Source organism: Pseudomonas nicosulfuronedens (genome assembly GCF_005877905.1).
Classification (GTDB): Bacteria; Pseudomonadota; Gammaproteobacteria; order Pseudomonadales; family Pseudomonadaceae; genus Pseudomonas; species Pseudomonas nicosulfuronedens.
This window is the reverse complement of the sequence record NZ_SWDV01000022.1, coordinates 23,971-45,352: the sequence shown is the minus strand read 5'-3', so window position 1 is coordinate 45,352 and position 21,382 is coordinate 23,971. Positions and strand designations below refer to the sequence as shown.

General features: G+C 65.6%; 18 protein-coding genes. 10 read left to right on the top strand and 8 right to left on the bottom strand.

The annotated features are described in order from the left end of the window. Positions 1-35: 35 nt before the first annotated feature. Positions 36-398, bottom strand: coding sequence for a PaaI family thioesterase (locus tag FAS41_RS17160; protein WP_425049001.1), 363 nt, complete (start codon positions 396-398; stop codon positions 36-38). A gap of 36 nt (positions 399-434) precedes the next feature. Then, positions 435-2,777 (bottom strand): Tex family protein, encoded by a 2,343-nt coding sequence (locus FAS41_RS17155; protein ID WP_138524344.1) that lies wholly within the window; start codon positions 2,775-2,777, stop codon positions 435-437. A gap of 221 nt (positions 2,778-2,998) precedes the next feature. Between FAS41_RS17155 and ompR the strand changes: the two genes are divergently transcribed. Together ompR and FAS41_RS17145 are read left to right on the top strand one after the other, a co-directional pair. Next, positions 2,999-3,739, top strand: coding sequence for an osmolarity response regulator transcription factor OmpR (gene ompR / locus FAS41_RS17150; RefSeq protein ID WP_024762186.1), 741 nt, complete (start codon positions 2,999-3,001; stop codon positions 3,737-3,739). 119 nt (positions 3,740-3,858) lie between these two features. Next, complete coding sequence (locus FAS41_RS17145; RefSeq protein ID WP_138524342.1) at positions 3,859-5,178, top strand: ATP-binding protein; 1,320 nt, start codon at positions 3,859-3,861, stop codon at positions 5,176-5,178. Here FAS41_RS17145 and FAS41_RS17140 read toward each other — a convergent pair. The 3 genes from FAS41_RS17140 to rimB form a co-directional block, all read right to left on the bottom strand. Next, positions 5,175-6,104: a S66 peptidase family protein gene (locus tag FAS41_RS17140; RefSeq protein WP_138524340.1), complete on the bottom strand. Its 930-nt coding sequence runs from the start codon at positions 6,102-6,104 to the stop codon at positions 5,175-5,177. The two genes, FAS41_RS17145 and FAS41_RS17140, sit on opposite strands and share 4 nt — an antisense overlap. Before the next feature lie 392 nt (positions 6,105-6,496). Beyond that, the gene (rimK, locus tag FAS41_RS17135; RefSeq protein ID WP_045215639.1) at positions 6,497-7,402 is read right to left on the bottom strand and encodes a 30S ribosomal protein S6--L-glutamate ligase; all 906 of its coding nucleotides are present in this window, start codon (positions 7,400-7,402) and stop codon (positions 6,497-6,499) included. Then, positions 7,399-7,875: a retropepsin-like aspartic endopeptidase RimB gene (rimB, locus tag FAS41_RS17130; protein WP_138524338.1), complete on the bottom strand. Its 477-nt coding sequence runs from the start codon at positions 7,873-7,875 to the stop codon at positions 7,399-7,401. The genes rimK and rimB overlap by 4 nt, the downstream gene beginning before the upstream one ends. A 101-nt stretch (positions 7,876-7,976) precedes the next feature. On the opposite strand from rimB, the gene FAS41_RS17125 reads away from it, so the two are divergent. Then, the gene (locus tag FAS41_RS17125) at positions 7,977-8,369 is read left to right on the top strand and encodes an RNA-binding S4 domain-containing protein (protein ID WP_045215645.1); all 393 of its coding nucleotides are present in this window, start codon (positions 7,977-7,979) and stop codon (positions 8,367-8,369) included. A 45-nt stretch (positions 8,370-8,414) separates the two neighbouring features. Here FAS41_RS17125 and FAS41_RS17120 read toward each other — a convergent pair whose 3' ends face one another. Then, positions 8,415-9,215 (bottom strand): phosphatase PAP2 family protein, encoded by an 801-nt coding sequence (locus FAS41_RS17120; protein WP_138524336.1) that lies wholly within the window; start codon positions 9,213-9,215, stop codon positions 8,415-8,417. Between the two features lie 118 nt (positions 9,216-9,333). On the opposite strand from FAS41_RS17120, the gene hslO reads away from it, so the two are divergent. The 5 genes from hslO to FAS41_RS17095 all read left to right on the top strand — a co-directional run bounded on the left by hslO (position 9,334) and on the right by FAS41_RS17095 (position 16,448). Next, positions 9,334-10,227 carry an Hsp33 family molecular chaperone HslO gene (hslO, locus tag FAS41_RS17115; RefSeq protein ID WP_138524334.1) on the top strand — a complete coding sequence of 298 codons (894 nt, stop codon included), beginning with the start codon at positions 9,334-9,336 and terminating at the stop codon, positions 10,225-10,227. A 168-nt stretch (positions 10,228-10,395) separates the two neighbouring features. Next, positions 10,396-11,937 (top strand): phosphoenolpyruvate carboxykinase, encoded by a 1,542-nt coding sequence (locus FAS41_RS17110; protein ID WP_138524332.1) that lies wholly within the window; start codon positions 10,396-10,398, stop codon positions 11,935-11,937. A 196-nt stretch (positions 11,938-12,133) separates the two neighbouring features. Continuing rightward, the gene (locus FAS41_RS17105) at positions 12,134-14,059 is read left to right on the top strand and encodes a RecQ family ATP-dependent DNA helicase (RefSeq protein WP_138524330.1); all 1,926 of its coding nucleotides are present in this window, start codon (positions 12,134-12,136) and stop codon (positions 14,057-14,059) included. Positions 14,060-14,192: 133 nt separating this feature from the next. Continuing rightward, positions 14,193-15,692 (top strand): flavin-containing monooxygenase, encoded by a 1,500-nt coding sequence (locus tag FAS41_RS17100; protein ID WP_138524328.1) that lies wholly within the window; start codon positions 14,193-14,195, stop codon positions 15,690-15,692. Positions 15,693-15,845: 153 nt separating this feature from the next. Then, complete coding sequence (locus tag FAS41_RS17095) at positions 15,846-16,448, top strand: nitroreductase family protein (protein WP_138524326.1); 603 nt, start codon at positions 15,846-15,848, stop codon at positions 16,446-16,448. Between the two features lie 133 nt (positions 16,449-16,581). Here FAS41_RS17095 and FAS41_RS17090 read toward each other — a convergent pair whose 3' ends face one another. Continuing rightward, a complete protein-coding gene (locus FAS41_RS17090) occupies positions 16,582-17,481 on the bottom strand; it encodes a LysR family transcriptional regulator (RefSeq protein ID WP_138524324.1) in 900 nt (299 codons plus the stop codon). Positions 17,482-17,585: 104 nt separating this feature from the next. Between FAS41_RS17090 and FAS41_RS17085 the strand changes: the two genes are divergently transcribed. Both FAS41_RS17085 and FAS41_RS17080 read left to right on the top strand, forming a co-directional pair. Further along, the gene (locus FAS41_RS17085) at positions 17,586-18,821 is read left to right on the top strand and encodes a 3-hydroxyacyl-CoA dehydrogenase (RefSeq protein ID WP_138524322.1); all 1,236 of its coding nucleotides are present in this window, start codon (positions 17,586-17,588) and stop codon (positions 18,819-18,821) included. Positions 18,822-18,823: 2 nt separating this feature from the next. Beyond that, positions 18,824-20,614: an acyl-CoA dehydrogenase C-terminal domain-containing protein gene (locus FAS41_RS17080; RefSeq protein WP_138524320.1), complete on the top strand. Its 1,791-nt coding sequence runs from the start codon at positions 18,824-18,826 to the stop codon at positions 20,612-20,614. A 240-nt stretch (positions 20,615-20,854) separates the two neighbouring features. Here FAS41_RS17080 and FAS41_RS17075 read toward each other — a convergent pair whose 3' ends face one another. Continuing rightward, a complete protein-coding gene (locus FAS41_RS17075) occupies positions 20,855-21,367 on the bottom strand; it encodes a dihydrofolate reductase (protein ID WP_138524318.1) in 513 nt (170 codons plus the stop codon). Positions 21,368-21,382: the final 15 nt, after the last annotated feature.

Here is a 21,382-nt window from a genome sequence, read left to right as displayed (position 1 = left end):
CGGCGTACAGCATAGGTCAGTTGTCGCGGTGCGAATTACAGCTGGGCGAAGGTGCCTTGTCCCTTGGCGACCAGCTTGTCGCCCTGGTGGATGTCGGCTTCGACCACCAGCGAGCGACGCCCGGCGTGCAGGACTTTCGCCACACAGCGCACTTCACCTTCGGCGACCGCGCGGATGTAGTTGATCTTGCATTCCAGGGTGACGCTCTGTCGGTCGAAACCATGGGCGCTGGAGCAGGCCAGGCCCATGGTCATGTCCATCAGCGTGAAGAGCGCGCCGCCATGCATGACGTTGCCGCGGTTGCGCAGGTGCTCGGCCATGGGCAGCAGCACCTCGGCTTCACCGTCGGCGACCCGGATCGGCTGCACGCCGAGGGTTTCGCTGAAGCGGCTGATCATCAGCTCGCGGGCGGGCATCTCGCTCATGGGCCTTCCTTACTTCTTTTTCAGTTGCTTGGCGTTGGCGAAGAGCGAGGCCATGGCGTTGTTCGCCGGGGCCTTCTCCTGCTGGCGCGGGGCCGCGCTGCGTTCGCCGCGCGGCGCACCGTTGCCGGGGCGGCCGCCGCCGCGCGGGCCGTCGACCTTCTCGCCGGGGGTGTCGCTCATGCGCATGGACAGGCCGACGCGGTTGCGCGGGATGTCCACTTCCATGACCTTGACCTTGACGATGTCACCGGCCTTGACCACTTCGTACGGGTCCTTGACGAACTTCTCCGACAGCGCGGAGATGTGCACCAGGCCGTCCTGGTGGACGCCGATGTCGACGAAGGCGCCGAAGTTGGTCACGTTGGTCACCACGCCTTCGAGCACCATGCCGGGGGTGAGGTCCTTCAGGCTCTCGACGCCTTCCTGGAACTCGGCGGTCTTGAACTCCGGGCGCGGGTCGCGGCCGGGCTTGTCGAGTTCCTTGAGGATGTCGGTGACGGTGGGCAGGCCGAACTGCTCGTCGGTGAACTTCTTCGGGTCCAGGCGCTTGAGGAAGCCCGAGTCGCCAACCAGCGAGCGCACGTCGCGGCCGGTGTCAGCGGCGATGCGCTGCACCAGCGGGTAGGTTTCCGGGTGCACGGCGGAGGCGTCCAGCGGGTTGTCGCCGTTCATCACGCGGAGGAAGCCGGCGGCCTGTTCGAAGGTCTTCTCGCCCAGGCGGCTGACCTTCTTCAGCTCGTCGCGGGTCTTGAAGGCGCCGTTGGCATCGCGGTGCGAGACGATGTTCTGCGCCAGGGTGCTGTTGAGGCCGGAGATGCGCGCCAGCAGGGCGACGGAAGCGGTGTTCACGTCCACGCCCACGGCGTTCACACAGTCTTCCACCACCGCGTCCAGGCTGCGTGCGAGCTGCAGCTGGGAGACGTCGTGCTGGTACTGGCCGACGCCGATGGATTTGGGCTCGATCTTCACCAGTTCGGCCAGCGGGTCCTGCAGACGACGCGCGATGGACACGGCACCGCGCAGCGAGACGTCCAGCTCCGGGAATTCCTTCGCAGCCAGTTCCGACGCCGAGTACACCGAGGCGCCGGCTTCGCTGACCATGATCTTGGTGCACTTGAGCGCCGGGTATTTCTTGATCAGCTCGGCGGCCAGCTTGTCGGTCTCGCGGCTGGCGGTGCCGTTGCCGATGGCGATCAGTTCCACCTGGTGCTTGGCGCACAGCGCGGCGAGCACGGCGATGGTCTGGTCCCACTGGTTCTTCGGCACGTGCGGGTAGACGGTGGCGGTGTCCAGCAGCTTGCCGGTGGCATCGACCACGGCGACCTTCACGCCGGTGCGCAGGCCCGGGTCAAGGCCCAGGGTAGCGCGCGGGCCAGCCGGAGCGGCCAGCAGCAGGTCGTGCAGGTTGCGGGCGAAGACGTTGATCGCCTCGGCGTCGGCACCGTCGCGCAGCTCGCCCAGCAGGTCGGTTTCCAGGTGGGTGTAGAGCTTGACCTTCCAGGTCCAGCGCACCACTTCGGACAGCCACTTGTCAGCGGCGCGGCCCTGGTTGGAGACGCCGAAACGCTCGCCGATCATGACTTCGCAGGGGTGCGAGGTGCCCGGCAGCTCTTCGCCGACTTTCAAGGAGACGCTCAGGATGCCTTCGTTGCGGCCACGGAAGATCGCCAGGGCGCGGTGCGACGGCGCGTTCTTCAGCGGCTCGTCGTGCTCGAAGTAGTCGCTGAACTTGGCGCCTTCGGTTTCCTTGCCCGGCACCAGGCGCGCGGTGAGGGTAGCGTTGTCCTTGAGGAAGCCGCGCAGGCGGTCCAGCAGGGTGGCGTCCTCGGCGAAGCGCTCCATGAGGATGTACTTGGCGCCTTCGAGCACGGCGCGGGTGTCGGCAAAGCCCTTCTCGGCATCGACGAAGCGTGCGGCTTCGGTTTCCGGCGTCAGGCCGGGGTCATTGAACAGCGCGTCGGCGAGTTCGCCAAGGCCAGCTTCGAGGGCGATCTGGCCCTTGGTGCGGCGCTTCTGCTTATAGGGCAGGTAGAGGTCTTCGAGGCGGGTCTTGGTCTCGGCGAGCTTGATCTCGCGGGCCAGTTCCGGGGTCAGCTTGCCCTGTTCCTCGATGCTGGCGAGGATCGCGCCACGGCGGTCTTCCAGTTCGCGCAGGTAGCGCAGGCGCTCTTCGAGCATGCGCAGCTGGGTGTCGTCCAGGCTGCCGGTGACTTCTTTGCGGTAACGGGCGATGAAGGGGACGGTGGAGCCTTCATCGAGCAGGGCGACGGCAGCGGCGACTTGCTGCGGTTGAACGCGGCCGGAGGGCAGTGCGGAAAGCTCTTCGGCGATACGGGTGTTGATGCTGTCCATGAATCCACCTGGTGAAACCAACGAAATACGGGGCTAGGCTGCCGCGCCGTGGCGCTTGGCAGGCGTCTATGACAACGCCCCGCCGCAAAAGCGCCGCATTATACCCACGACAATTTCACCGGGCGCGCGACTGGTCGGGGAAAAATCTGCTAACAATGGACAGGCCGTGATGCGCGGCTGCTGGGCGATAATGCCCGCCGAATCAGATTCTGGGAGTTTCCATGAGCAACGCTGCCACCCTGCCGGAAGGCGAAAAGATCCTCGTGGTCGATGACGACGCACGCCTGCGTCGTCTGCTGGAACGCTTCCTCGATGAGCAGGGTTACCGTGTCCGCGCCGTCGAAAACACCGAGCAGATGGACCGCCTGCTGGCCCGCGAGCTGTTCCAGCTGGTGGTGCTGGACCTGATGATGCCCGGTGAGGATGGCCTCTCCGCGTGCAAGCGCCTGCGCGAGTCGAACAACCAGATCCCGATCATCATGCTCACCGCGAAAGGCGACGAGTCCAGCCGCATCTCGGGCCTGGAGCAGGGCGCCGACGACTACCTGGCCAAGCCCTTCAACCCGCGCGAGCTGCTGGCGCGGATCAAGGCCGTGCTGCGCCGCCAGGCGCCGCTGGTGCCGGGCGCGCCGGCAGGCGAGGACGAGATCGTCACCTTCGGCGACTACGAGCTGCACCTGGCCACCCGCGAGCTGAAGAAGGGTGAGGAAGTGCACATGCTCACCACTGGTGAGTTCGCCGTGCTCAAGGCCCTGGTCCAGCACGCCCGTGAGCCGCTGACCCGCGACAAGCTGATGAACCTGGCCCGTGGCCGCGAGTGGGACGCCCTGGAGCGTTCCATCGACGTGCAGATTTCCCGCCTGCGCCGGCTGATCGAGCCCGATCCGTCGAAGCCGCGCTACATCCAGACTGTCTGGGGCGTGGGCTACGTGTTCGTGCCGGATGGCGCCGCCCGCAAGTGATGTTTGCCCTGTAGGAGCGAGGGGGACGCCATCGTTCTTGCTCGCGAACAACACCTCGCGTCGATGCAGGTTCGCGAGCAAGCTCGCTCCTACAATTCGTACCTCCTGGTAATCCGTTCTTGAAAACACCCCTCTGGTTCCCGCAAAGCTTCTTCGCCCGCACTCTCTGGCTGGTGCTCATCGTCGTGCTGTTCTCCAAGGCGCTGACCCTGGTCTACCTGCTGATGAACGAAGACATGCTGGTCGACCGCCAGTACAGCCATGGCGCGGCGCTGACCGTGCGCGCCTACTGGGCGGCGGACGAGAAATCGCGCGAGGCCATTGCCCAGTCCGCCGGGCTGAAGTGGGCGCCCCACGAGCAGGGACAACCGGAGGAAGTGCACTGGCCATACACGGAAATCTTCCAGCGGCAGATGCGCATGGAGCTGGGCATCGACACCGAGACCCGCCTGCGCATCCACCATCCGTCGATGCTCTGGGTGCGCGCACCGACCCTGGGCGACGGCTGGATCGGCGTACCGCTCTACCCGCACCCATTGCGCGGCCAGCAGATCTGGAGCGTGCTGGGCTGGTTCCTCGGCATTGGCCTGTTGTCCACTGCGGCGGCCTGGATCTTCGTGCGGCAGCTCAGCCAGCCGCTCAAGCGCCTGGTCTTCGCTTCCCGTGAGTTCGGCAAGGGACGCAGCGTGCGCCTGCCGCTGGGGCAGGAAACCCCCAGCGAGATGGCCGAGGTGTACCGCGCCTTCAACCAGATGGCCGACGACGTGGAACAGGTCGGGCGTGAACGCGAGCTGATGTTGGCCGGTGTCTCCCACGACCTGCGTACGCCGCTGACGCGCCTGCGCCTGTCGCTGGAGCTGATGCCTGAAAGCGACCGCGAAATGGTCGAGGACATGGTCCGCGACATCGAGGACATGGACGCCATCCTCGACCAGTTCCTTGCCTTCATCCGCGATGGCCGCGACGAATCGGTGGAAGAGGGCGACCTCGCCGACCTGATCCGCGAAGTGGCCGACGCCTTCAACCAGACCGGCAACCGCGTGCGCCTATGCCTGGAAACGCTGCCGCTGTTCCGCTTCCGCCGGGTGTCGATCAAGCGCCTGCTGGGCAACCTGATCGAGAACGGTCTCAACCACGGCGGCGGCAAGGTCGAAGTGGCGGCCCACGTGGCCGGCGGTGGCGGTGCGCCCTATGTGGTGCTCAGCGTGCTGGACCGCGGCGCGGGCGTCGATCCGCAGGAGCTGGACAACATCTTCAATCCCTTCTTCCGTGGCGACAAGGCGCGCGGCGGCAAGGGCACCGGTCTTGGGCTGGCCATCGTCAAGCGTATTGCCGAACAGCACGGCGGCAGCATCGAGCTGCGCAACCGTGAAGGCGGTGGCGTGGAAGCGCGCGTCTGCCTGCCGCTTGGCTTGCTGCTGCCGCGCGACGCGCATTAATCCCAACGCAGGGTTTTGCCTTCCAGCACCGCCTGGCGCCCATAGGGCCAGGCGCGGTTGTGGGCGCCATGGCCGCTGGGTAGGCCGTGGTAGAGCGGCACACCCAGCTGCACGGCGTACTCCGCGAAGATTTCTTCCAGACTGTGGGCCACGCTCTTGCGCGGGCAGTCGGTGAAGGTGCCGAGGCAGATCGCGCCCAGGCGGGCTCCGTTCAAGCTGTTCAGCAGTTGCCAGAGGCTGCGTTCGAGGCGGTAGTAGGGCTCGCCAACGTCTTCGAGGATCAGGATCGCGCCGTCCGGCACGTACAGCGCGCCAGCGGTGCCGGCCATGCAGGCCAGGGCGGTGAGGTTGCCGCCGATCAGTTCGCCCACCACAGCTGTCTTCGGCCCTGTCAGGTGCTGCACCGCCAGCTTGCCGGGCTCGCCGGCCAGTACGTGGCTGATCGAGGCCAGCGAAGCCAGGCGCTCGCGCTGCTCGCTGAGCGCGCTCAGGGGTTGCAGGCCCAGCCCGGTGGCGACCATGCCGTGGATCGCCGGCAGGCCCTGGCGGTGGAAGGCGCTGAGCAGGATGGAAATGTCCGAGAAGCCGATCAGCGGGCGCGGGGACGCGGCCTGGAGGCGCGGCCAGTCCAGTTGCGGGATGAGTTGTCCACAGCCATAACCACCGCGCAGGCACCAGACAGCGCTGACCTCTTCCAGCTCGAAGGCGGCGTGGAAGTCTTCCAGGCGTTGCTCCGGCGTGCCGGCCAGGTAGCGGTAGCGTGCGTCGGCGTGGGTGCCCAGGTGGTAGTCGATGCCTTGCACTTCCAGCTGGCGCAGGGTCGCTTCCAGTACCTCCTCGGCAATCGCCGAGGCCGGCGCCACCAGAGCGACGCGACCTTCGATGGGTGACCATTTGAGGTCGGCGTGGGGGCGGGAAGCGGGCATGTTGGTCATCCGGTTACTGCAGGAGAGCTGGTAGGAGCGAGCTTGCTCGCGAAGGGTTCCGCGGGGCAATGAAGCTCGGAGCTGGAACTTCGAGGCTTGGTGCTTCATGTTGGTTTGGCTGCCATGCGGCCCCTCAGCCTAACCCTCTCCCTGAGCGAGAGGGAACTGATCGGCGCAGGATTAAGCTGTGATGTCAGCCGGCACGGACGGCCCCCTCTCCCTCAGGGAGAGGGCTGGGGTGAGGGTAGGACCCCGCGCAGTGCTTGAAGGGAGCTTTATGAAAGTTTGCTCCTGACATCCCTGTCGTGACCATGTGCCTCTCTGAGGCCCCTGCCAGGCCATCCGTGGCCTGGCGTTCGCCGGCGCGACGCATGCGTCGCGAAAGCCCCGGCTCACCCCTTGCCTTTGGTCCGCGCCAGATGCGGCCCACCATTTTTCTCCAGGTACTCGATGATCACCCCGGCGATGTCCTTGCCGGTGGTGGTCTCGATGCCTTCCAGGCCCGGCGAGGAGTTCACTTCCATCACCAGCGGGCCGTGGTTGGAGCGCAGGATGTCGACGCCGGCGACGTGCAGGCCCATCACCTTGGCGGCGCGGATGGCGGTCATGCGTTCTTCCGGGGTGATCTTGATCAGGCTGGCGCTGCCGCCCCGGTGCAGGTTGGAACGGAACTCGCCCGCCGCGGCCTGGCGCTTCATCGAGGCGATCACCTTGTCGCCGACCACGAAGCAACGGATGTCGGCGCCGCCGGCTTCCTTGATGTACTCCTGCACCATGATGTTGTGCTTGAGCCCCATGAAGGCTTCCAGCACGGATTCGGCGGCCTTCTCCGTCTCGCAGAGCACCACGCCGATGCCCTGGGTGCCTTCCAGCAGCTTGATCACCAGCGGTGCGCCGCCGACCATTTCGATCAGGTCCGGCACGTCATCGGGGGAGTGGGCGAAACCGGTCACCGGCAGGCCAATGCCCTTGCGCGAGAGCAGTTGCAGCGAGCGCAGTTTGTCACGGGAGCGGGCGATGGCCACCGACTCGTTGAGCGGGAACACGCCCATCATCTCGAACTGGCGCAGCACGGCGCAGCCATAGAAGGTCACCGAGGCGCCGATGCGAGGGATCACCGCGTCGAAATCTTCCAGCGGCTTGCCGCGGTAGTGGATCTGCGGCTTGTGGCTGGCGATGTTCATGTAGGCGCGGAGGGTGTCGATCACCACCATCTCGTGGCCGCGTTGCTGCCCGGCCTCCACCAGCCGACGGGTGGAATACAGGCGCGGATTGCGCGACAGCACAGCAATTTTCATTGATCACCTGGAAGGGTGGCGGGAACCATGATGAGGGGTTTGTCTTGCACGTAGGTGAGGCCCGGGTTGACCACCAGCTGACCCTGCACCAGGGCCTTGGAGCCCAGCAGCACGCGGTAGCGCATGGTCTTGCGGCAGGCCAGGGTGAATTCCACCGACCAGGCGCGGTCGCCCAGGGCCAGCAGGGTGCGGATCACATAGCGGGTCTGGGCCTGGCCGTTGGAACTCTTGATGGTCTTCATCGTCACCACCGGCGCCTCGCAGCGATGACGGCGCTGGACCTGGGTGCCCAGGTGGGCGACGAAACGTACCCAGTCGTGACCGTCGCGCTGGAACGGCACGATGTCGCTGGCATGCAGGCTGGAGGTACTGGCGCCGGTGTCGATCTTCGCTCGCAGGCCGACCATGCCCAGTTCGGGCAGGGCGATCCATTCACGCAGACCGATGACCGACAGATGGTCGAATGTCTTCAAATCAAGTGCCCCCGGCGTTTGCCGGCATTCTAGTCAGGCCGATTGTGCCCCGCCAGCGGGGCGCGGGGTACACTCTCAGACCCGCATGACGAGGTTGTGAAGTGAGCGAAAAAGACGACGACAAGGTCCGCCTGGACAAGTGGCTGTGGGCGGCGCGCTTCTACAAGACCCGTTCCCTGGCCAAGGAGGCCATCGATGGCGGCAAGGTGCACTGCCGGGGCGAGCGCTGCAAGCCGGGCAAGGAACCGAAGGTCGGCGAGGAATACGTGATCCGCACCGGCTTCGACGAGCGCACGGTGGTGGTGAAGGCACTGTCCATGGTGCGCCGTGGCGCGCCCGAGGCGCAGCTGCTCTATGAAGAGACCGCCGACAGTGTGAAGCGTCGCGAGGATGCTTCGGCCATGCGCAAAGCGGGGGCGCTGGGCGTGCAGACCGACGGGCGGCCGACCAAGAAGCAGCGTCGGCAGCTGTTCAGTTTCCGCGATCAGGAGTGACCGGCCGGCGAGGGCGACAGGCGCCTCGCCGGGTTCGGGTGGCGATCAGGCCGCGACGACGCTCAGGCGATTGAGCAGCGGAATCTTAGCGGCCAGGCGGAACAGCGGCTCGGTCCAACGCACGAGGGCGGCGCTGCCCTTGGCGGCGAAGGGCGTGAAGCAGCTCCAGGCCAGGGCCACCAACGCCATCTGCACACCGCCGATGTAGTCATCCTGACCCCAGTGCGCGCCGGCCACCAGGCGCGGCAGCATGAACAGCAGCGCCAGGCCCCAGATCACCACCCACTGCAGGGCGTTGCGGGCGAACAGGGTGAGGAACAGTGCCCAGATCAGCAGCACCGAGGCGTGGTCACCGGGGAAGCTGCGGGCGGACTCGTCCTTCACCTCGAAGGGGGTGTCCTCCCACTGCGGGAAGAAGTGCTCCAGGCGCACGGCGTCCGGCGCGACGCTGGAAATGCTCGCGTGCTGCCAGCCCAGCTTGTGGGCGATCTTGGCGTAAAGGATGCGCACCACCACCAGCACGACGGCCGCGCATAAAAAGCCGAAGGTCGCCGCGCGGGCCTGGGTGGCCTTGAAGATCCAGTCGCCACGGATCAGCAGGAGCAGCAGGATCACCCCGACCAGCAGGTCGAACGGGCGAGTGCTGGCCACGGCCCAGGACAGGCGCCAGGCTTCATTGGTCGCCAGCGGCTGGTTGAGCAGGCTGAACAGGCTGAAATCGAACAGGTCCATCGCGCTGCGAGTGGGCTCCCAGAGCCACAGCAGGAGCAGGACGAGCGCCATCAGATGGCAGGCGATGAAGGGCTTCCAGGACCAGGTGGCTTGGAACGGCGTGGTTTTGTCCATAAAATCGTTACCCCCTTACGGAACCACTCGAGTATGGGTGGGTGCTGCAAAGCGCGCTTTATAGGCCTTTGCCATCAACTTGTCATTTATTTGTGCCTATCGCAGCGTTGTGCCAAGCATGTCCCAGATCGATCAAAGTCAGCGTTTCCTGTTCGACAACACCGATGTCCGTGGTGAGCTGGTAGAGCTCGACCGCAGCTTCGCCGAAGTGCTGGCCAAGCACCCCTATCCGCAGCCGGTCGCCCAGTTGCTGGGTGAAATGCTGGCCGCCGCCGCGCTGCTGTGCGGCACCCTGAAGTTCGATGGGCTGCTGGTGCTGCAGGCGCGCTCCAGCGGCGCTGTGCCGCTGTTGATGGTGGAGTGCTCCAGCAATCGCGAAGTGCGTGGCCTGGCCCGCTACGACGAGGCGGCTGTCGGCGATGCCGCCGGCTTGCCGGAGCTGATGCCCCATGGCGTGCTGACGCTCACCGTGGATCCGAAGAACGGCAAGCGCTACCAGGGCATTGTGCCGCTGGAGGGCGCAACCCTGGCGGACTGCCTGTCGACCTACTTTGCGACCTCCGAGCAGCTGCCGACCCGCTTCTGGCTGAACGCCGACAGCCGTCGTGCCCGTGGCCTGCTGCTGCAGCAGCTGCCGGCCGACCGTCAGCGCGACGCCGAGTCGCGGGAAGCCAGCTGGCAACACGTCACGACCCTGGCCGATACCCTCACCGCCGAGGAACTGCTGGGCCTGGACAACGCCACCGTGCTGCACCGCCTGTACCACGAGGACGATGTGCGCCTGTTCGATCCGCAGCCGCTGGTGTTCCGCTGCAGCTGCTCGCGGGAACGCTCGGCCAATGCGCTGGTCAGTCTTGGGCAGGAAGACGCCGAGCGTCTGCTGGCCGAGGAGGATGGCGAGATCGTCATCGACTGCCAGTTCTGTAATCAGCGCTATCGCTTCGACGGTTCGGACGTTGCCCAGTTGTTCTCGGGCGGCGGTAGCCAGACGCCGTCAGAAACCCGCCATTGACCGCTTCTATCTGTCCGATAGCCGAACCAATGGCGCTCTCGCCAGATCAGAGGCTGCACGAGAACAGTTCTTTTCTGGCATAATCCCGCGACTTTTTTCCGCGGTAGTGGGAATTAGAAGTCACTACGCAATGTTTGGAGGACTCGGCTTCGGCCGACGGGGACCCACATGACGCAAGCCAATAAAGCCGTTTACACCGACATCAGCGTTGCCCAACTGGTCGAGGAAGCCATTCGCCGCGGCGAAGGCGAACTCGCCGACAACGGCTCGCTGGTCGTTCGTACCGGCCACCGCACCGGCCGCTCGCCTGCCGACCGTTTCATCGTCGAAGAGCCGGGCAGCAAGGATTCCATCGCATGGGGCGCCATCAACCGTCCGTTCCCGGCCGACAAGTTCGATGCCCTGTGGGACCGCGTCCAGGCCTTCAATAACGCCCAGGACCATTTCGTTTCCCACGTCCATGTAGGTTCGGCACACGACCACTACCTGGCCGTGAAAATGACCACCGCTACTGCCTGGCAGAACCTGTTCGGCCGTGCGCTGTTCATCGAGCCCGAGCAATACAACCCGGCCGGCCGCGAAGAGTGGCAGGTCCTCAACGTCGCCAACTTCGAATGCGTGCCCGAGCGTGACGGCACCAACTCCGATGGCTGCGTGATCCTCAACTTCGCCCAGAAGAAGGTGCTGATCGCCGGCATGCGTTACGCCGGTGAAATGAAGAAGGCCATGTTCGGCGTGCAGAACTACCTGCTGCCGGAAAAAGACGTGCTGCCGATGCACTGTGCTGCCAACATCGGCGAAGAGGGCGACGTGACCCTGTTCTTCGGTCTGTCGGGCACCGGCAAGACCACCCTGTCCGCCGACGAAAGCCGCTACCTGATCGGCGACGACGAGCACGGCTGGGGCGAAGGCGTTGTCTTCAACATCGAAGGCGGTTGCTATGCCAAGTGCATCGACCTGTCCGAGAAGAACGAACCGGTCATCTGGAAAGCCATCAAGTTCGGCGCCGTGCTGGAAAACGTCGTCCTCGACGACAACCGCACTCCGGACTATGCCGATGACAGCCTGACCCAGAACTCCCGTGCGGCCTACCCGCTGGAGAACGTCGAGAAGCGTTCCGAGCAGAACCTCGGCGGCGAGCCGAACGCCGTGATCTTCCTGACCTGCGACCTGACTGGCGTTCTGCCGCCGGTGTCGATCCTGAACAATGAGCAGGCGGCGTACCACTTCCTGTCCGGCTACACCGCGCTGGTCGGTTCCACCGAAATGGGTTCGGGTGGCGGCATCAAGTCGACCTTCTCCACCTGCTTCGGCGCACCGTTCTTCCCGCGTCCGGCCGGCGTGTACGCCGAGCTGCTGATCAAGCGCATCAAGGCCTTCGGCTCCAAGGTCTACCTGGTCAACACCGGCTGGACCGGTGGTGGCTACGGCGTTGGCAAGCGCTTCAACATCCCGACTACCCGTGGCGTGATCGCCGCCATCCAGAGCGGTGCTCTGATCGGCGCCGAAACCGAGCACCTGGACATCATCAACCTGGACGTGCCCAAGGCCGTTCCGGGCGTCGAGACCGTCCTGCTCAACCCGCGCAACACCTGGGAAGACAAGGCTGCCTACGACGAGGCCGCCAAGGGCCTGGCCAGCAAGTTCATCGACAACTTCAAGAAGTTCGACGTGAGCGACGCCATCAAGAACGCCGGTCCGCAGCTGTAAGCGAGCCCGTTCTGGAAAGAGCCGCCTTCGGGCGGCTTTTTCATTGGTGCCTGGGAACAGTCCTGCTCCGAGGTGCTCTTCGTAGGAGCGAGCTTGCTCGTGAACCGGAGTTGGGCTGTTCGCGAGCAAGCTCGCTCCTACAGGTGCTGTCCTTAGCCTGAGGGTTCAGACTTCAGGACGGTAAAGGAGTACTCCCATGCACGACACCCTTGAAAACGTCTTCGGCTTCCGCCAGTTCCGCCCCGGCCAGGAGGCGGCGGTCAGCGCGGTGCTGGCCGGTCGCTCGGCGGCGGCGATCTTTCCCACGGGCTCGGGCAAGTCGCTGTGCTACCAGCTGCCGGCGCTGCTGTTGCCGCACCTGACCCTGGTGGTCTCACCGCTGCTGGCGCTGATGCAGGACCAGCTCGCCTTCCTCGCCCGCCATGGCATCGCCGCCGCCAGCATCGACTCGGCGCAGAGCCGCGAGCAGACCGCTCAGACCATGGCCCGCGCGCGCAGCGGCGAACTGAAGGTGCTGATGATCTCAGTGGAGCGCCTGAAGAACGAGCGTTTCCGGAACTTCATCAGCGAGGTGCCGATTTCCCTGTTGGTGGTGGACGAGGCGCACTGCATCTCCGAATGGGGCCACAACTTCCGCCCCGACTACCTGAAGCTGCCGGACTACCAGAAACAGTTCCGTATTCCCCAGGTATTGCTGCTCACTGCCACGGCGACGCCGGCGGTGATTGCCGACATGCGCGCCAAGTTCGCCATTGCCGAAAGCGACGTGGTCACCACCGGCTTCTACCGTGCCAACCTCGACCTGCAGGTAGAGCCGGTGGCCAGCGCCGATCGCCGCGCAAGACTGGTGCAGTGGCTGGGCGAGCGCGCCGGGCAGCCGGCCATCGTCTACGTCACCCAGCAGAAGACCGCCGAGGAAATCGCCGCGCACCTGGGCGAGCGCGGTATTCCCGCCTGCGCCTACCACGCCGGCATGGAACATCCTGAGCGCGAGGGCATCCAGCGCCGCTTCATGGAGGGCCGGCTGAACTGCATCGTCGCCACCATTGCCTTCGGCATGGGCATCGACAAGAGCAACATCCGCCAGGTGGTGCATTACGACCTGCCCAAGTCGCTGGAGAACTACAGCCAGGAGATCGGCCGTGCCGGTCGCGATGGCCAGCGCTCGGAATGCCTGGTGCTGGCCAACCGCGACAGCCTCAACGTGCTGGAGAATTTCGTCTATGGCGACACGCCCGAGCTGGAGGGCATCCGGAACGTGCTGGAAGAAATCCGCCAAGCGCCCAATGCCCAGTGGGAAACCATGCTGGTGCCGCTGTCGGACCAGTCCAATATCCGCCAACTGCCGCTGAAGACGCTGCTGGTGCAGTTGGAGCTTCGCGGCATCATCGCGCCGCGTTTCGCCTATTTTGCCGAATATCGCTACAAACTGTTGATCGGCTCCAACGAGCTTCTAGGGCATTTTGAGGGCGAGCGGCGGCAGTTCGTCGATGCCATCCTCACCACCTCGGCCCGCGCCCGGACCTGGGCGACCCTGGATTTCGATACTCTTTACAGCCGCCACGGCGCCGAGCGCGCGCGGGTGGTGAAGGCGCTGGACTACTTCCAGGAGCGCGGCTGGGTGGAGCTGGAGAGCAAGCAGATGACTGAGGTCTACTCGGTGCGCGACGCGTCCTTCGCCGTGGATGAATTGAGCGAGGAACTGCATCGCTACTTCAAGCGACACGAGGGCAGCGAGATCGCCCGCATCGGCGCCATGCTTGAACTGCTCGGCAGTGCGGAGTGCCTGAGCTGGCGCCTGGCCCAGTACTTCGGCGACCAGCAGGCGCCGCGCCACTGCGGGCACTGCTCGGTCTGCGCCGGTCGCGTCGCCCGGCTGCCGGAGCCGCCTGTGCTGCCGCCGCTGGACGGCCAGTCGCTGCACAATCGCTGCGCCGCCTTCCTGGAAAAATACCGCAGCGCCCGTGGCCTGGAGCCCAGCGCCGACTGCGTGACGCGCTTCCTGTGCGGCATCAGCGTGCCAGCCTTCACCCGCATGCGCGCCCGCACGCTGCCGGGCTATGCGACGCTTGAGGACTACCCCTACGCCCAGGTCCGCGACTGGGTGCAGGCGCAACTGTGACCGCCTGAAGACGCCGGCGCCACGCACGACTAAAGGTCGGCGTGGCGCCGGCGGGGCTCCTTGTAGGGTGCGGGGAGGAAATTCCTCCTAGACTCATCAGGCACTGCCTGCCTACCGGCCGAGGAGCCCTCGCATGTCCGTCGAGCACCTGGATGTACTGATCATCGGCGCCGGCCTGTCCGGCATCGGCGCCGCCTGCCACCTGCAGAAGCAGTGCCCCGGCAAATCCTACGCCATCCTCGAAGGCCGCGAGGCCATGGGGGGCACCTGGGACCTGTTCCGCTACCCGGGCATCCGCTCCGACTCGGACATGTACACCCTGGGCTACAACTTCAAGCCCTGGACCGATCCCAAGGCCATCGCCGACGGCCCGTCGATTCTCAACTACATCCGCGAGACCGCCCGCGAGTACCGCGTCGAGGATAGGGTGCGTTACCGCCACCGCGTGCTCAAGGCCGACTGGGACAGCGCGAGTGCGCGCTGGAACCTGGTCGTGCAGCGCGGTGACGAGGCCGAGCCGGTGCGCATGAGTGCGCAGTTCCTCTTCATGTGCACCGGCTACTACCGCTACGACGCCGGTTACACTCCGGACTTCCCCGGCCGCGAAAGCTTTGCCGGGCAGGTCATCCACCCGCAACTGTGGCCGGAGAACTTCGACTACAGCGGCAAGCGCATCGTGGTGATCGGCAGCGGCGCCACCGCCGTCACGCTGATCCCCTCGCTGACCGACAAGGCTGCCCATGTCACTATGCTGCAGCGCTCGCCGTCCTACGTGATCACCCTGCCGGCGAAGGACCCGATCTCCAACTTCCTGCGCAACTTCCTGCCGGAGAAGTGGGTGTACCGCCAGGCGCGTGCCCGCAATGTGACCATGCAGATGATCTTCTTCATGGCCTCCAAGGCGTTCCCCGGCGCGGTGCGCAAGCTCATGCTCAAGCTGGCCAACCTGCAGCTGGGCAAGGATTTCGACATGCGCCACTTCAGCCCGCGCTACAAGCCGTGGGATGAGCGTGTGTGCTGCGTGCCCGACGGTGACCTGTTCAAGGCACTGCGCCAGGGACGCGCCTCAGTGGTCACCGACCATATCGAGCGCTTCACCGAGAAAGGCATCCTGCTCAAGTCCGGACAGTTGCTGGAGGCGGACGTCATCGTCACCGCCACCGGGCTGGACCTGGTGATGTTCGGCGGCGCCGAGCTGGCCATCGACGGCAAGCCCTTCGACGTCACCCAGAGCATGGGCTATCGCGGCATCATGCTGCGCGACCTGCCCAACCTCGCGGCCATCGTCGGCTACACCAACGCCAGCTGGACGCTCAAGGCAGACCTGTCCAGCGAGTACTTCTGCCGTCTGATCAACCACCTCGATGCCGTCGGCATGCGCCAGTGCACGCCGCGCCAGACCGATGGATCGGTGAAGGAAGAGCCCTTCCTCAACCTCAACTCCGGCTATATCCAGCGCGCCGCCGACCGCATGCCCAAGCAGGGCGACCGCACGCCGTGGAAGCTCTACCAGAACTACGCGCTGGACCTTGCGCTGCTGCGCTTCGGCAAGGTCGAGGATGGCTACCTGAGCTTCACCTCGCCCAAGCAGCGCCAGGCCACGTCGGCACCTGTCGAAGCGCTGGAAAGCTGATCGCTTGTGGTGCCCGCCGGTTCACGGCGGGCAGCTCAGGCTGCGATTCATCAGCTAATCGCATAGACATTATCGATACGCTGCTCTGCAATGTGCCTGCCTCTCGGCTTACCATGCGCGCCATTCCCGCCCATGCCAGCCAGAGGATTTTCCATGCTGATCGAAGACGCCATCCGCAGCCGCCGTTCCATTCGGGGTTTCGACACTTCCTACGTGATGAGCCGTGAAGAGAAGGACGACCTGCTGCAACAGGCGCTGCTCGCTCCCACCTCGTTCAACCTGCAGCACGTGCGCCTGGTGGAAGTCAGCGACCCGCAGCTGCGCGCGCAGATCCGCGAAGCCGGCTGGGACCAGGTGCAGATGACCGACGCGTCGATGCTAGTGATCGTCTGCGCGCAGGTCGACAGCTGGGAGCAGAATGCCGAGCGTGTCTGGGACGGCGCGCCGGTCGAAGTGAAGAACTACATGGTCGGTGCCATCGACGGCTACTACAGAGGCAAACCGCAGACCCAGCGTGACGAAGCCATGCGCAGCAGCGGCCTGGTCGCCCAGACCTTGATGCTCGCGGCCCGCGGCCGCGGCCTGGACAGCGTCCCCATGGTCGGCTTCGACTTCGACGCCGTGGGCAAGCTGATCAACCTGCCGGCCAACCATGCCATCGGCCTGATGATCGCCGTGGGCAAGCAGGCGGTGGAAGCCAAGCCGCGCATCGGCCGGCTGCCGCTGGAAGAAACGATCATCCGCGACCGCTTCTGATCCCACGAAACGCGCCTCCGGGCGCGTTTTTTTGCTCTTCGTAGGATGGGTGGAGCGGAGCGATACCCATGCTGTCTGCGTACAGGGCGATGGGTATCGCTTCGCTCCACGCCATCCTACGTCGTGCGTCCTGTTACTCGGGAGCGGAGTCCACTATGCGTTCGATCAACCACTGCAACGCCGCATCCCGCTCGCGCTGGGCGAGATAGACCAGCTCCAGGTGGAACTGCCCCACGTCGAATGGCAGCTCCAGCACCTGCAACGGCAACAACCCCGCGAAATGATTCGCCAGCCGCGTCGGCAGCACCGCCAGCAACTCCGTGGTTGCCACCAGATGCGCCGCCTGCAGGTAGTTCGGCGTGGTGTAGGCGATCTGCCGTTTCAGCCCTTGGCTGGCCAGCCACTGGTCGACCATGCCCTTGGTCTGCCCGCCGGAAACCCACAGGTGCCGCTGGCCGAGGAAGGTCTCCAGGTCGATTGCACCGTGCACCTGCGGATGCCCGCGCCGGGCCAGCAGGCGCAGCGTCTCGCTCGCCCACGGCCGGCGCTGGAAGCGCGTCGGCAGCTCCTCGAAACGGCCCAGCACCAGGTCGAGGTTGCCCTTGTCCAGCGCCTCCGCCGGCAGCGTGGGTGTCAGGTGCTGAATGGAGAGGCTCATGCCGGGCGCCGTGCTGCCCAGACTTTCGAGCAGGTGCGGCATGCACAGCGCTTCCACATAGTCGGTCAGCGCCATCGTGAAGCGCTGGCGGCTGCGCGCCGGGTCGAAGGTATCGCCGCCGGCCAGGCTCTGGCCGATGCGCTGCAGGGCGTCGCGAATCGGCGCTTCCAGCTCCAGCGCCCGTGGCGTCGGCTGCATCGCCCGGCCCACGCGCACCAACAGCGGGTCATCGAGCAGTTCGCGCAGGCGATTGAGCGCGTTGCTCACCGCCGGCTGGCTCAACGACAAGCGCTCCGCCGCGCGCGAGACGTTGCGCTCGCGCAGCAGCGCGTCCAGCACCCGCAGCAGGTTGAGGTCGAAGGTATTCATATTCATCGGCTGAATGCCACTTATCACAACTCAAAATTTCAAAAATAGTACCGCCTTCCCTAAGGTGAGTGGTCTTCAAACGAGCGTTTCAGGCTGACAAGAGGAACAACATGAGCCAGAACATCCGCATCGCCAGCGCCGCCGTCATCGGCGCTGGCACCATGGGCCGGGGTATTGCCATGTGCCTGGCGAACGCCGGCGTGCAGGTCCTGTGGCTGGACAACAACCCGCAGATGCTCACCCAGGCCCTCGGCGCCGTGGCTGACACCTACGCCCACAACGTGCGCCAGGGGCGTATCGACGAGGCCGAAGCCGCCCGTCGCCGTGCGCGCATCTCCCAGGTGTCGAACTACGCGGCGATCCGCGAGGTGGACCTGGTGATCGAGGCGGTGTACGAGAACCTCGAGCTCAAGCAGTCGATCTTTCGCGAGCTGGATGCGGCGCTGAAACCCTCGGCAATCCTGGCCTCCAACACCTCCTACCTGGACGTCGACGCGATTGCCGCAGTGACCTCGCGGCCGTCCCAGGTGCTCGGCCTGCACTTCTTCAGCCCGGCGCACATCATGAAGCTGCTGGAGATCGTGCGTGGTGCGAAGACCGCTCCCGCCGTGCTCGAAGCAGCCCTGGAACTGGGCGAGCGCATGGGCAAGGTCAGTGTGGTGGCCGGCAACTGCCACGGCTTCATCGGCAACCGCATGCTGGAGAAATACGTCCAGGAATCGCGCCGGCTGATCCTCGAAGGTTCGCTGCCGCACCAGGTGGACGCGGCGATCCAGGGCTTCGGCTTCGCCATGGGGCCGTTCCGCATGTTCGACGTGGTCGGTATCGACCTCGAATGGCGTGCCCGCGAGCTGGCCGGCAAGGGCCAGGACGCGCCGACCGTACAGGTGGACAACCGCCTGTGCGAGATGGGCCGCTTCGGCCAGAAGAGTGGCAACGGCTTCTACCACTACGAGCCGGGCAGCCGCCAGGCCGAGCACGACCCGGAAGTCGATGCTCTGGTGCTGCGCGAATCCGAACGCCTGGGTTACTCCCGCCGCGATATCGGCGCCGAAGAAATCCTCGAGCGCTGCCTGCTGGCGCTGGTCAACGAAGGCGCGAAGATTCTCGACGAAGGCATCGCTTCTACCAGTGCCGACATCGACACCGTTTACCTCAATGGTTATGGCTTCCCGAAGGACAAGTCCGGCCCAATGGCCTGGGCCGATGCCCAGGGCCTGCAGAGCGTGTTGGCACGCCTGCGTGACCTGGCAGGTGAACATGGCGCCCATTGGCAGCCGGCTGCGCTGATCGAGCGCCTGGCCGCCGCCAACGGCCGCTTCGCCGACGTGAAACAGGAGCACTGAACATGAGTTACCAGGCACCCCTGCGCGACATGCGCTTCGTCCTCCACGAACTGTTCGATGTCAGCGCTCACTGCGAGCTGCTGGGCAACGGCCTCGACCGCGAGTTGATCGACGGCGTGCTGGAAGAAGGCGCGCGCTACACCGGTGAGGTGGTCGCCCCGCTGAACCGCAACAGCGACGAACAAGGCGCGACCCTGCTCAATGGCGAAGTCACCACCCCGGAGGGTTTCCGCGAGGCTTACCGGCAGTATTGCGACAACGGCTGGGCGAGCATGACCGGGCCGACCGAGTTTGGCGGCCAGGGCTTCCCGCAGATGGTCTCCGCCAGCTTCCATGAAATGCTGATGGCCGCCTCGCTGTCCTTCCGCGTCTATTCCGGCCTGACCGAAGGCGCGGTGCTGGCGCTGTACAAGCACGGCGCCCCGGAGTTGCAGCGCGACTACCTGGCCAAGATGGTCAGCGGCGTGTGGAGCGGCACCATGTGCCTCACCGAGCCGCAGGCCGGCACCGACCTCGCCCTGCTGCGTACCCGCGCCGAACCCCAGGCGGACGGCAGCTACAGCATCAGTGGCAGCAAGATCTTCATCAGCGGTGGTGAGCAGGACCTGTCCGAGAACATCGTCCACCTGGTGCTGGCGCGCCTGCCGGATGCGCCGGCCGGGGTGAAGGGCATCAGCCTGTTCCTCGTGCCGAAACTCATCGCCAATGCCGACGGCACGCCTGGCGCGCGTAACTCGCTGAGCTGCGGCGCCATCGAGCACAAGATGGGCATCAAGGGTGCGTCCACCTGCGTGATGAACTTCGACGGCGCCACCGGCTGGCTGATCGGCCAGGCCAACCAGGGCCTGGCCTGCATGTTCACCATGATGAACGACGCGCGCTTCCAGGTCGGCCTGCAGGGCCTGGGTATCGCCGAGCGTTCCTGCCAGGGGGCGTTGGCCTATGCTCGCGAGCGCCTGCAATCGCGCGCGCTGACCGGTGCGGCCGAGCCGTCGAAAGCTGCCGACCCGATCATCGTCCACCCGGACGTTCGCCGGATGCTGCTGACCCAGAAGACACTCACCGAAGGTTGCCGGATGGTGTCGGCGCTGTGCGCCCGCGAGCTGGACCTGGAGCACGGCCACCCCGAGGCCGACGTGCGCAAGGCCGCGAGCAAGCGCGCGGCGCTGCTGATTCCCATCGTGAAGTCGTTCTTCACCGACGTCGGCCAGGAGGTATCCAGCCTCGGCGTACAGGTCTATGGCGGCCACGGCTACATCCGCGAGTGGGGCATGGAGCAACTGATGCGCGACAGCCGCATCACCCAGATCTACGAAGGCACCAACGGTATCCAGGCGCTCGACCTGATCCGCCGCAAGTTGCTGGGCGATGGCGGCGCGGAGCTGAACGCGCTGATCAGCGAGCTCGCCGCTGCCTGTGAAACCGCAGGTGCCCGCGCTGAGCTGGCCGGTCTGGCCGAAACCGTGCGCCAACGCCTGCTGGAATGGCGCAGCCTGACCAGCGAAGTGATTGCTGCCTGCCAGCGCGACCCGCAGGAAATCGGCGCCACCTCGGTGGACTTCCTGCAGTACTGCTCCTACGTGCTGCTGGCGGGTTTGTGGGTGCAGGCCGCCGGCGTCGCCCAGGCGAAGCTGGCGGCTGGCGAGGGTGACGCGGACTTCTACCGCGCCAAGCTCGCCAGCGCCGAGTTCTACGTCAAGCGCATCCTGCCGCGCGCCAGCATGCACCGCGAGTCCCTGCTGGGCGGCGCGGATTGCCTGATGGGGCTGGACGCGGAGCACTTTGCGTTCTGATGGCTTGAGGTAAAGAAGAACGCCGCGCCGGGAATCGGGGCGGCGTTTTTGTCGTGGGTTCCGAGTTGGCGTTCCCTCTCCCTAACCCTCTCCCTGAAGGGAGAGGGGATATCCGAGTGAGGCGAACTTGCTTACGTCACTGACGAGCACAGTGTGTTCATTTCGCTCCGAACCGCTCCCTCTCCCTTTGGAGCGGGGCGCGCAGCCAGGGCTGGGGAGAGGGGCTCTTGCTCTGAAATCTCAAGCCCGCTCCCAAACCTCGAACGCATAGGCCGGCGTCTCGCCTTCGGCGTCATGCTCGATGCTCGACGCCAGGTGCCAATGCGCTTCATCCACCTCGGGGAAGTGCGCGTCGCCCGTCGGGGCCAGGCCCACGCGGGTCAGGTAGAGGCGGTCGGCTCGGCCCAGGGCTTCACCGTAGAGTTGCGCGCCACCGATCAGCATCAGCTCGTCGGCTTCCTCTTCCTTGGCCCACTGCTCGGCGCGCTCCAGCGCAGCGTCGAGGCTGGTGAAGACTTCCGCGCCTTCGAGCTTCAGCCCGGCCTGGCGGGTGACCACGATGTTCAGCCGGCCCGGCAGCGGGCGGCCCAGCGAATCCCAGGTCTTGCGGCCCATGATCACCGGCTTGCCCAGGGTCATCGCCTTGAAGTGCTTGAGGTCCTGCGGCAGGTGCCAGGGCAGGCGGTTGTCGACGCCGATCACGCGGTTGTCGGCAAGGGCGGCGATCATCGCCAAGGGCAGGGCTTCGGACATCGTGACTCCAGTGCT

Excerpts from the sequence above, each read along its gene's own strand:
- FAS41_RS17160 (WP_425049001.1), bottom strand. The coding sequence starts at position 398 with ATGATCAGCCGCTTCAGCGAAACCCTCGGCGTGCAGCCGATCCGGGTC.
- FAS41_RS17155 (WP_138524344.1), bottom strand. The coding sequence starts at position 2,777 with ATGGACAGCATCAACACCCGTATCGCCGAAGAGCTTTCCGCACTGCCC.
- ompR (WP_024762186.1), top strand. The coding sequence starts at position 2,999 with ATGAGCAACGCTGCCACCCTGCCGGAAGGCGAAAAGATCCTCGTGGTC.
- FAS41_RS17140 (WP_138524340.1), bottom strand. The coding sequence starts at position 6,104 with ATGCCCGCTTCCCGCCCCCACGCCGACCTCAAATGGTCACCCATCGAA.
- rimK (WP_045215639.1), bottom strand. The coding sequence starts at position 7,402 with ATGAAAATTGCTGTGCTGTCGCGCAATCCGCGCCTGTATTCCACCCGT.
- FAS41_RS17120 (WP_138524336.1), bottom strand. The coding sequence starts at position 9,215 with ATGGACAAAACCACGCCGTTCCAAGCCACCTGGTCCTGGAAGCCCTTC.
- hslO (WP_138524334.1), top strand. The coding sequence starts at position 9,334 with ATGTCCCAGATCGATCAAAGTCAGCGTTTCCTGTTCGACAACACCGAT.
- FAS41_RS17110 (WP_138524332.1), top strand. The coding sequence starts at position 10,396 with ATGACGCAAGCCAATAAAGCCGTTTACACCGACATCAGCGTTGCCCAA.
- FAS41_RS17105 (WP_138524330.1), top strand. The coding sequence starts at position 12,134 with ATGCACGACACCCTTGAAAACGTCTTCGGCTTCCGCCAGTTCCGCCCC.
- FAS41_RS17100 (WP_138524328.1), top strand. The coding sequence starts at position 14,193 with ATGTCCGTCGAGCACCTGGATGTACTGATCATCGGCGCCGGCCTGTCC.
- FAS41_RS17095 (WP_138524326.1), top strand. The coding sequence starts at position 15,846 with ATGCTGATCGAAGACGCCATCCGCAGCCGCCGTTCCATTCGGGGTTTC.
- FAS41_RS17090 (WP_138524324.1), bottom strand. The coding sequence starts at position 17,481 with ATGAATATGAATACCTTCGACCTCAACCTGCTGCGGGTGCTGGACGCG.
- FAS41_RS17085 (WP_138524322.1), top strand. The coding sequence starts at position 17,586 with ATGAGCCAGAACATCCGCATCGCCAGCGCCGCCGTCATCGGCGCTGGC.
- FAS41_RS17080 (WP_138524320.1), top strand. The coding sequence starts at position 18,824 with ATGAGTTACCAGGCACCCCTGCGCGACATGCGCTTCGTCCTCCACGAA.
- FAS41_RS17075 (WP_138524318.1), bottom strand. The coding sequence starts at position 21,367 with ATGTCCGAAGCCCTGCCCTTGGCGATGATCGCCGCCCTTGCCGACAAC.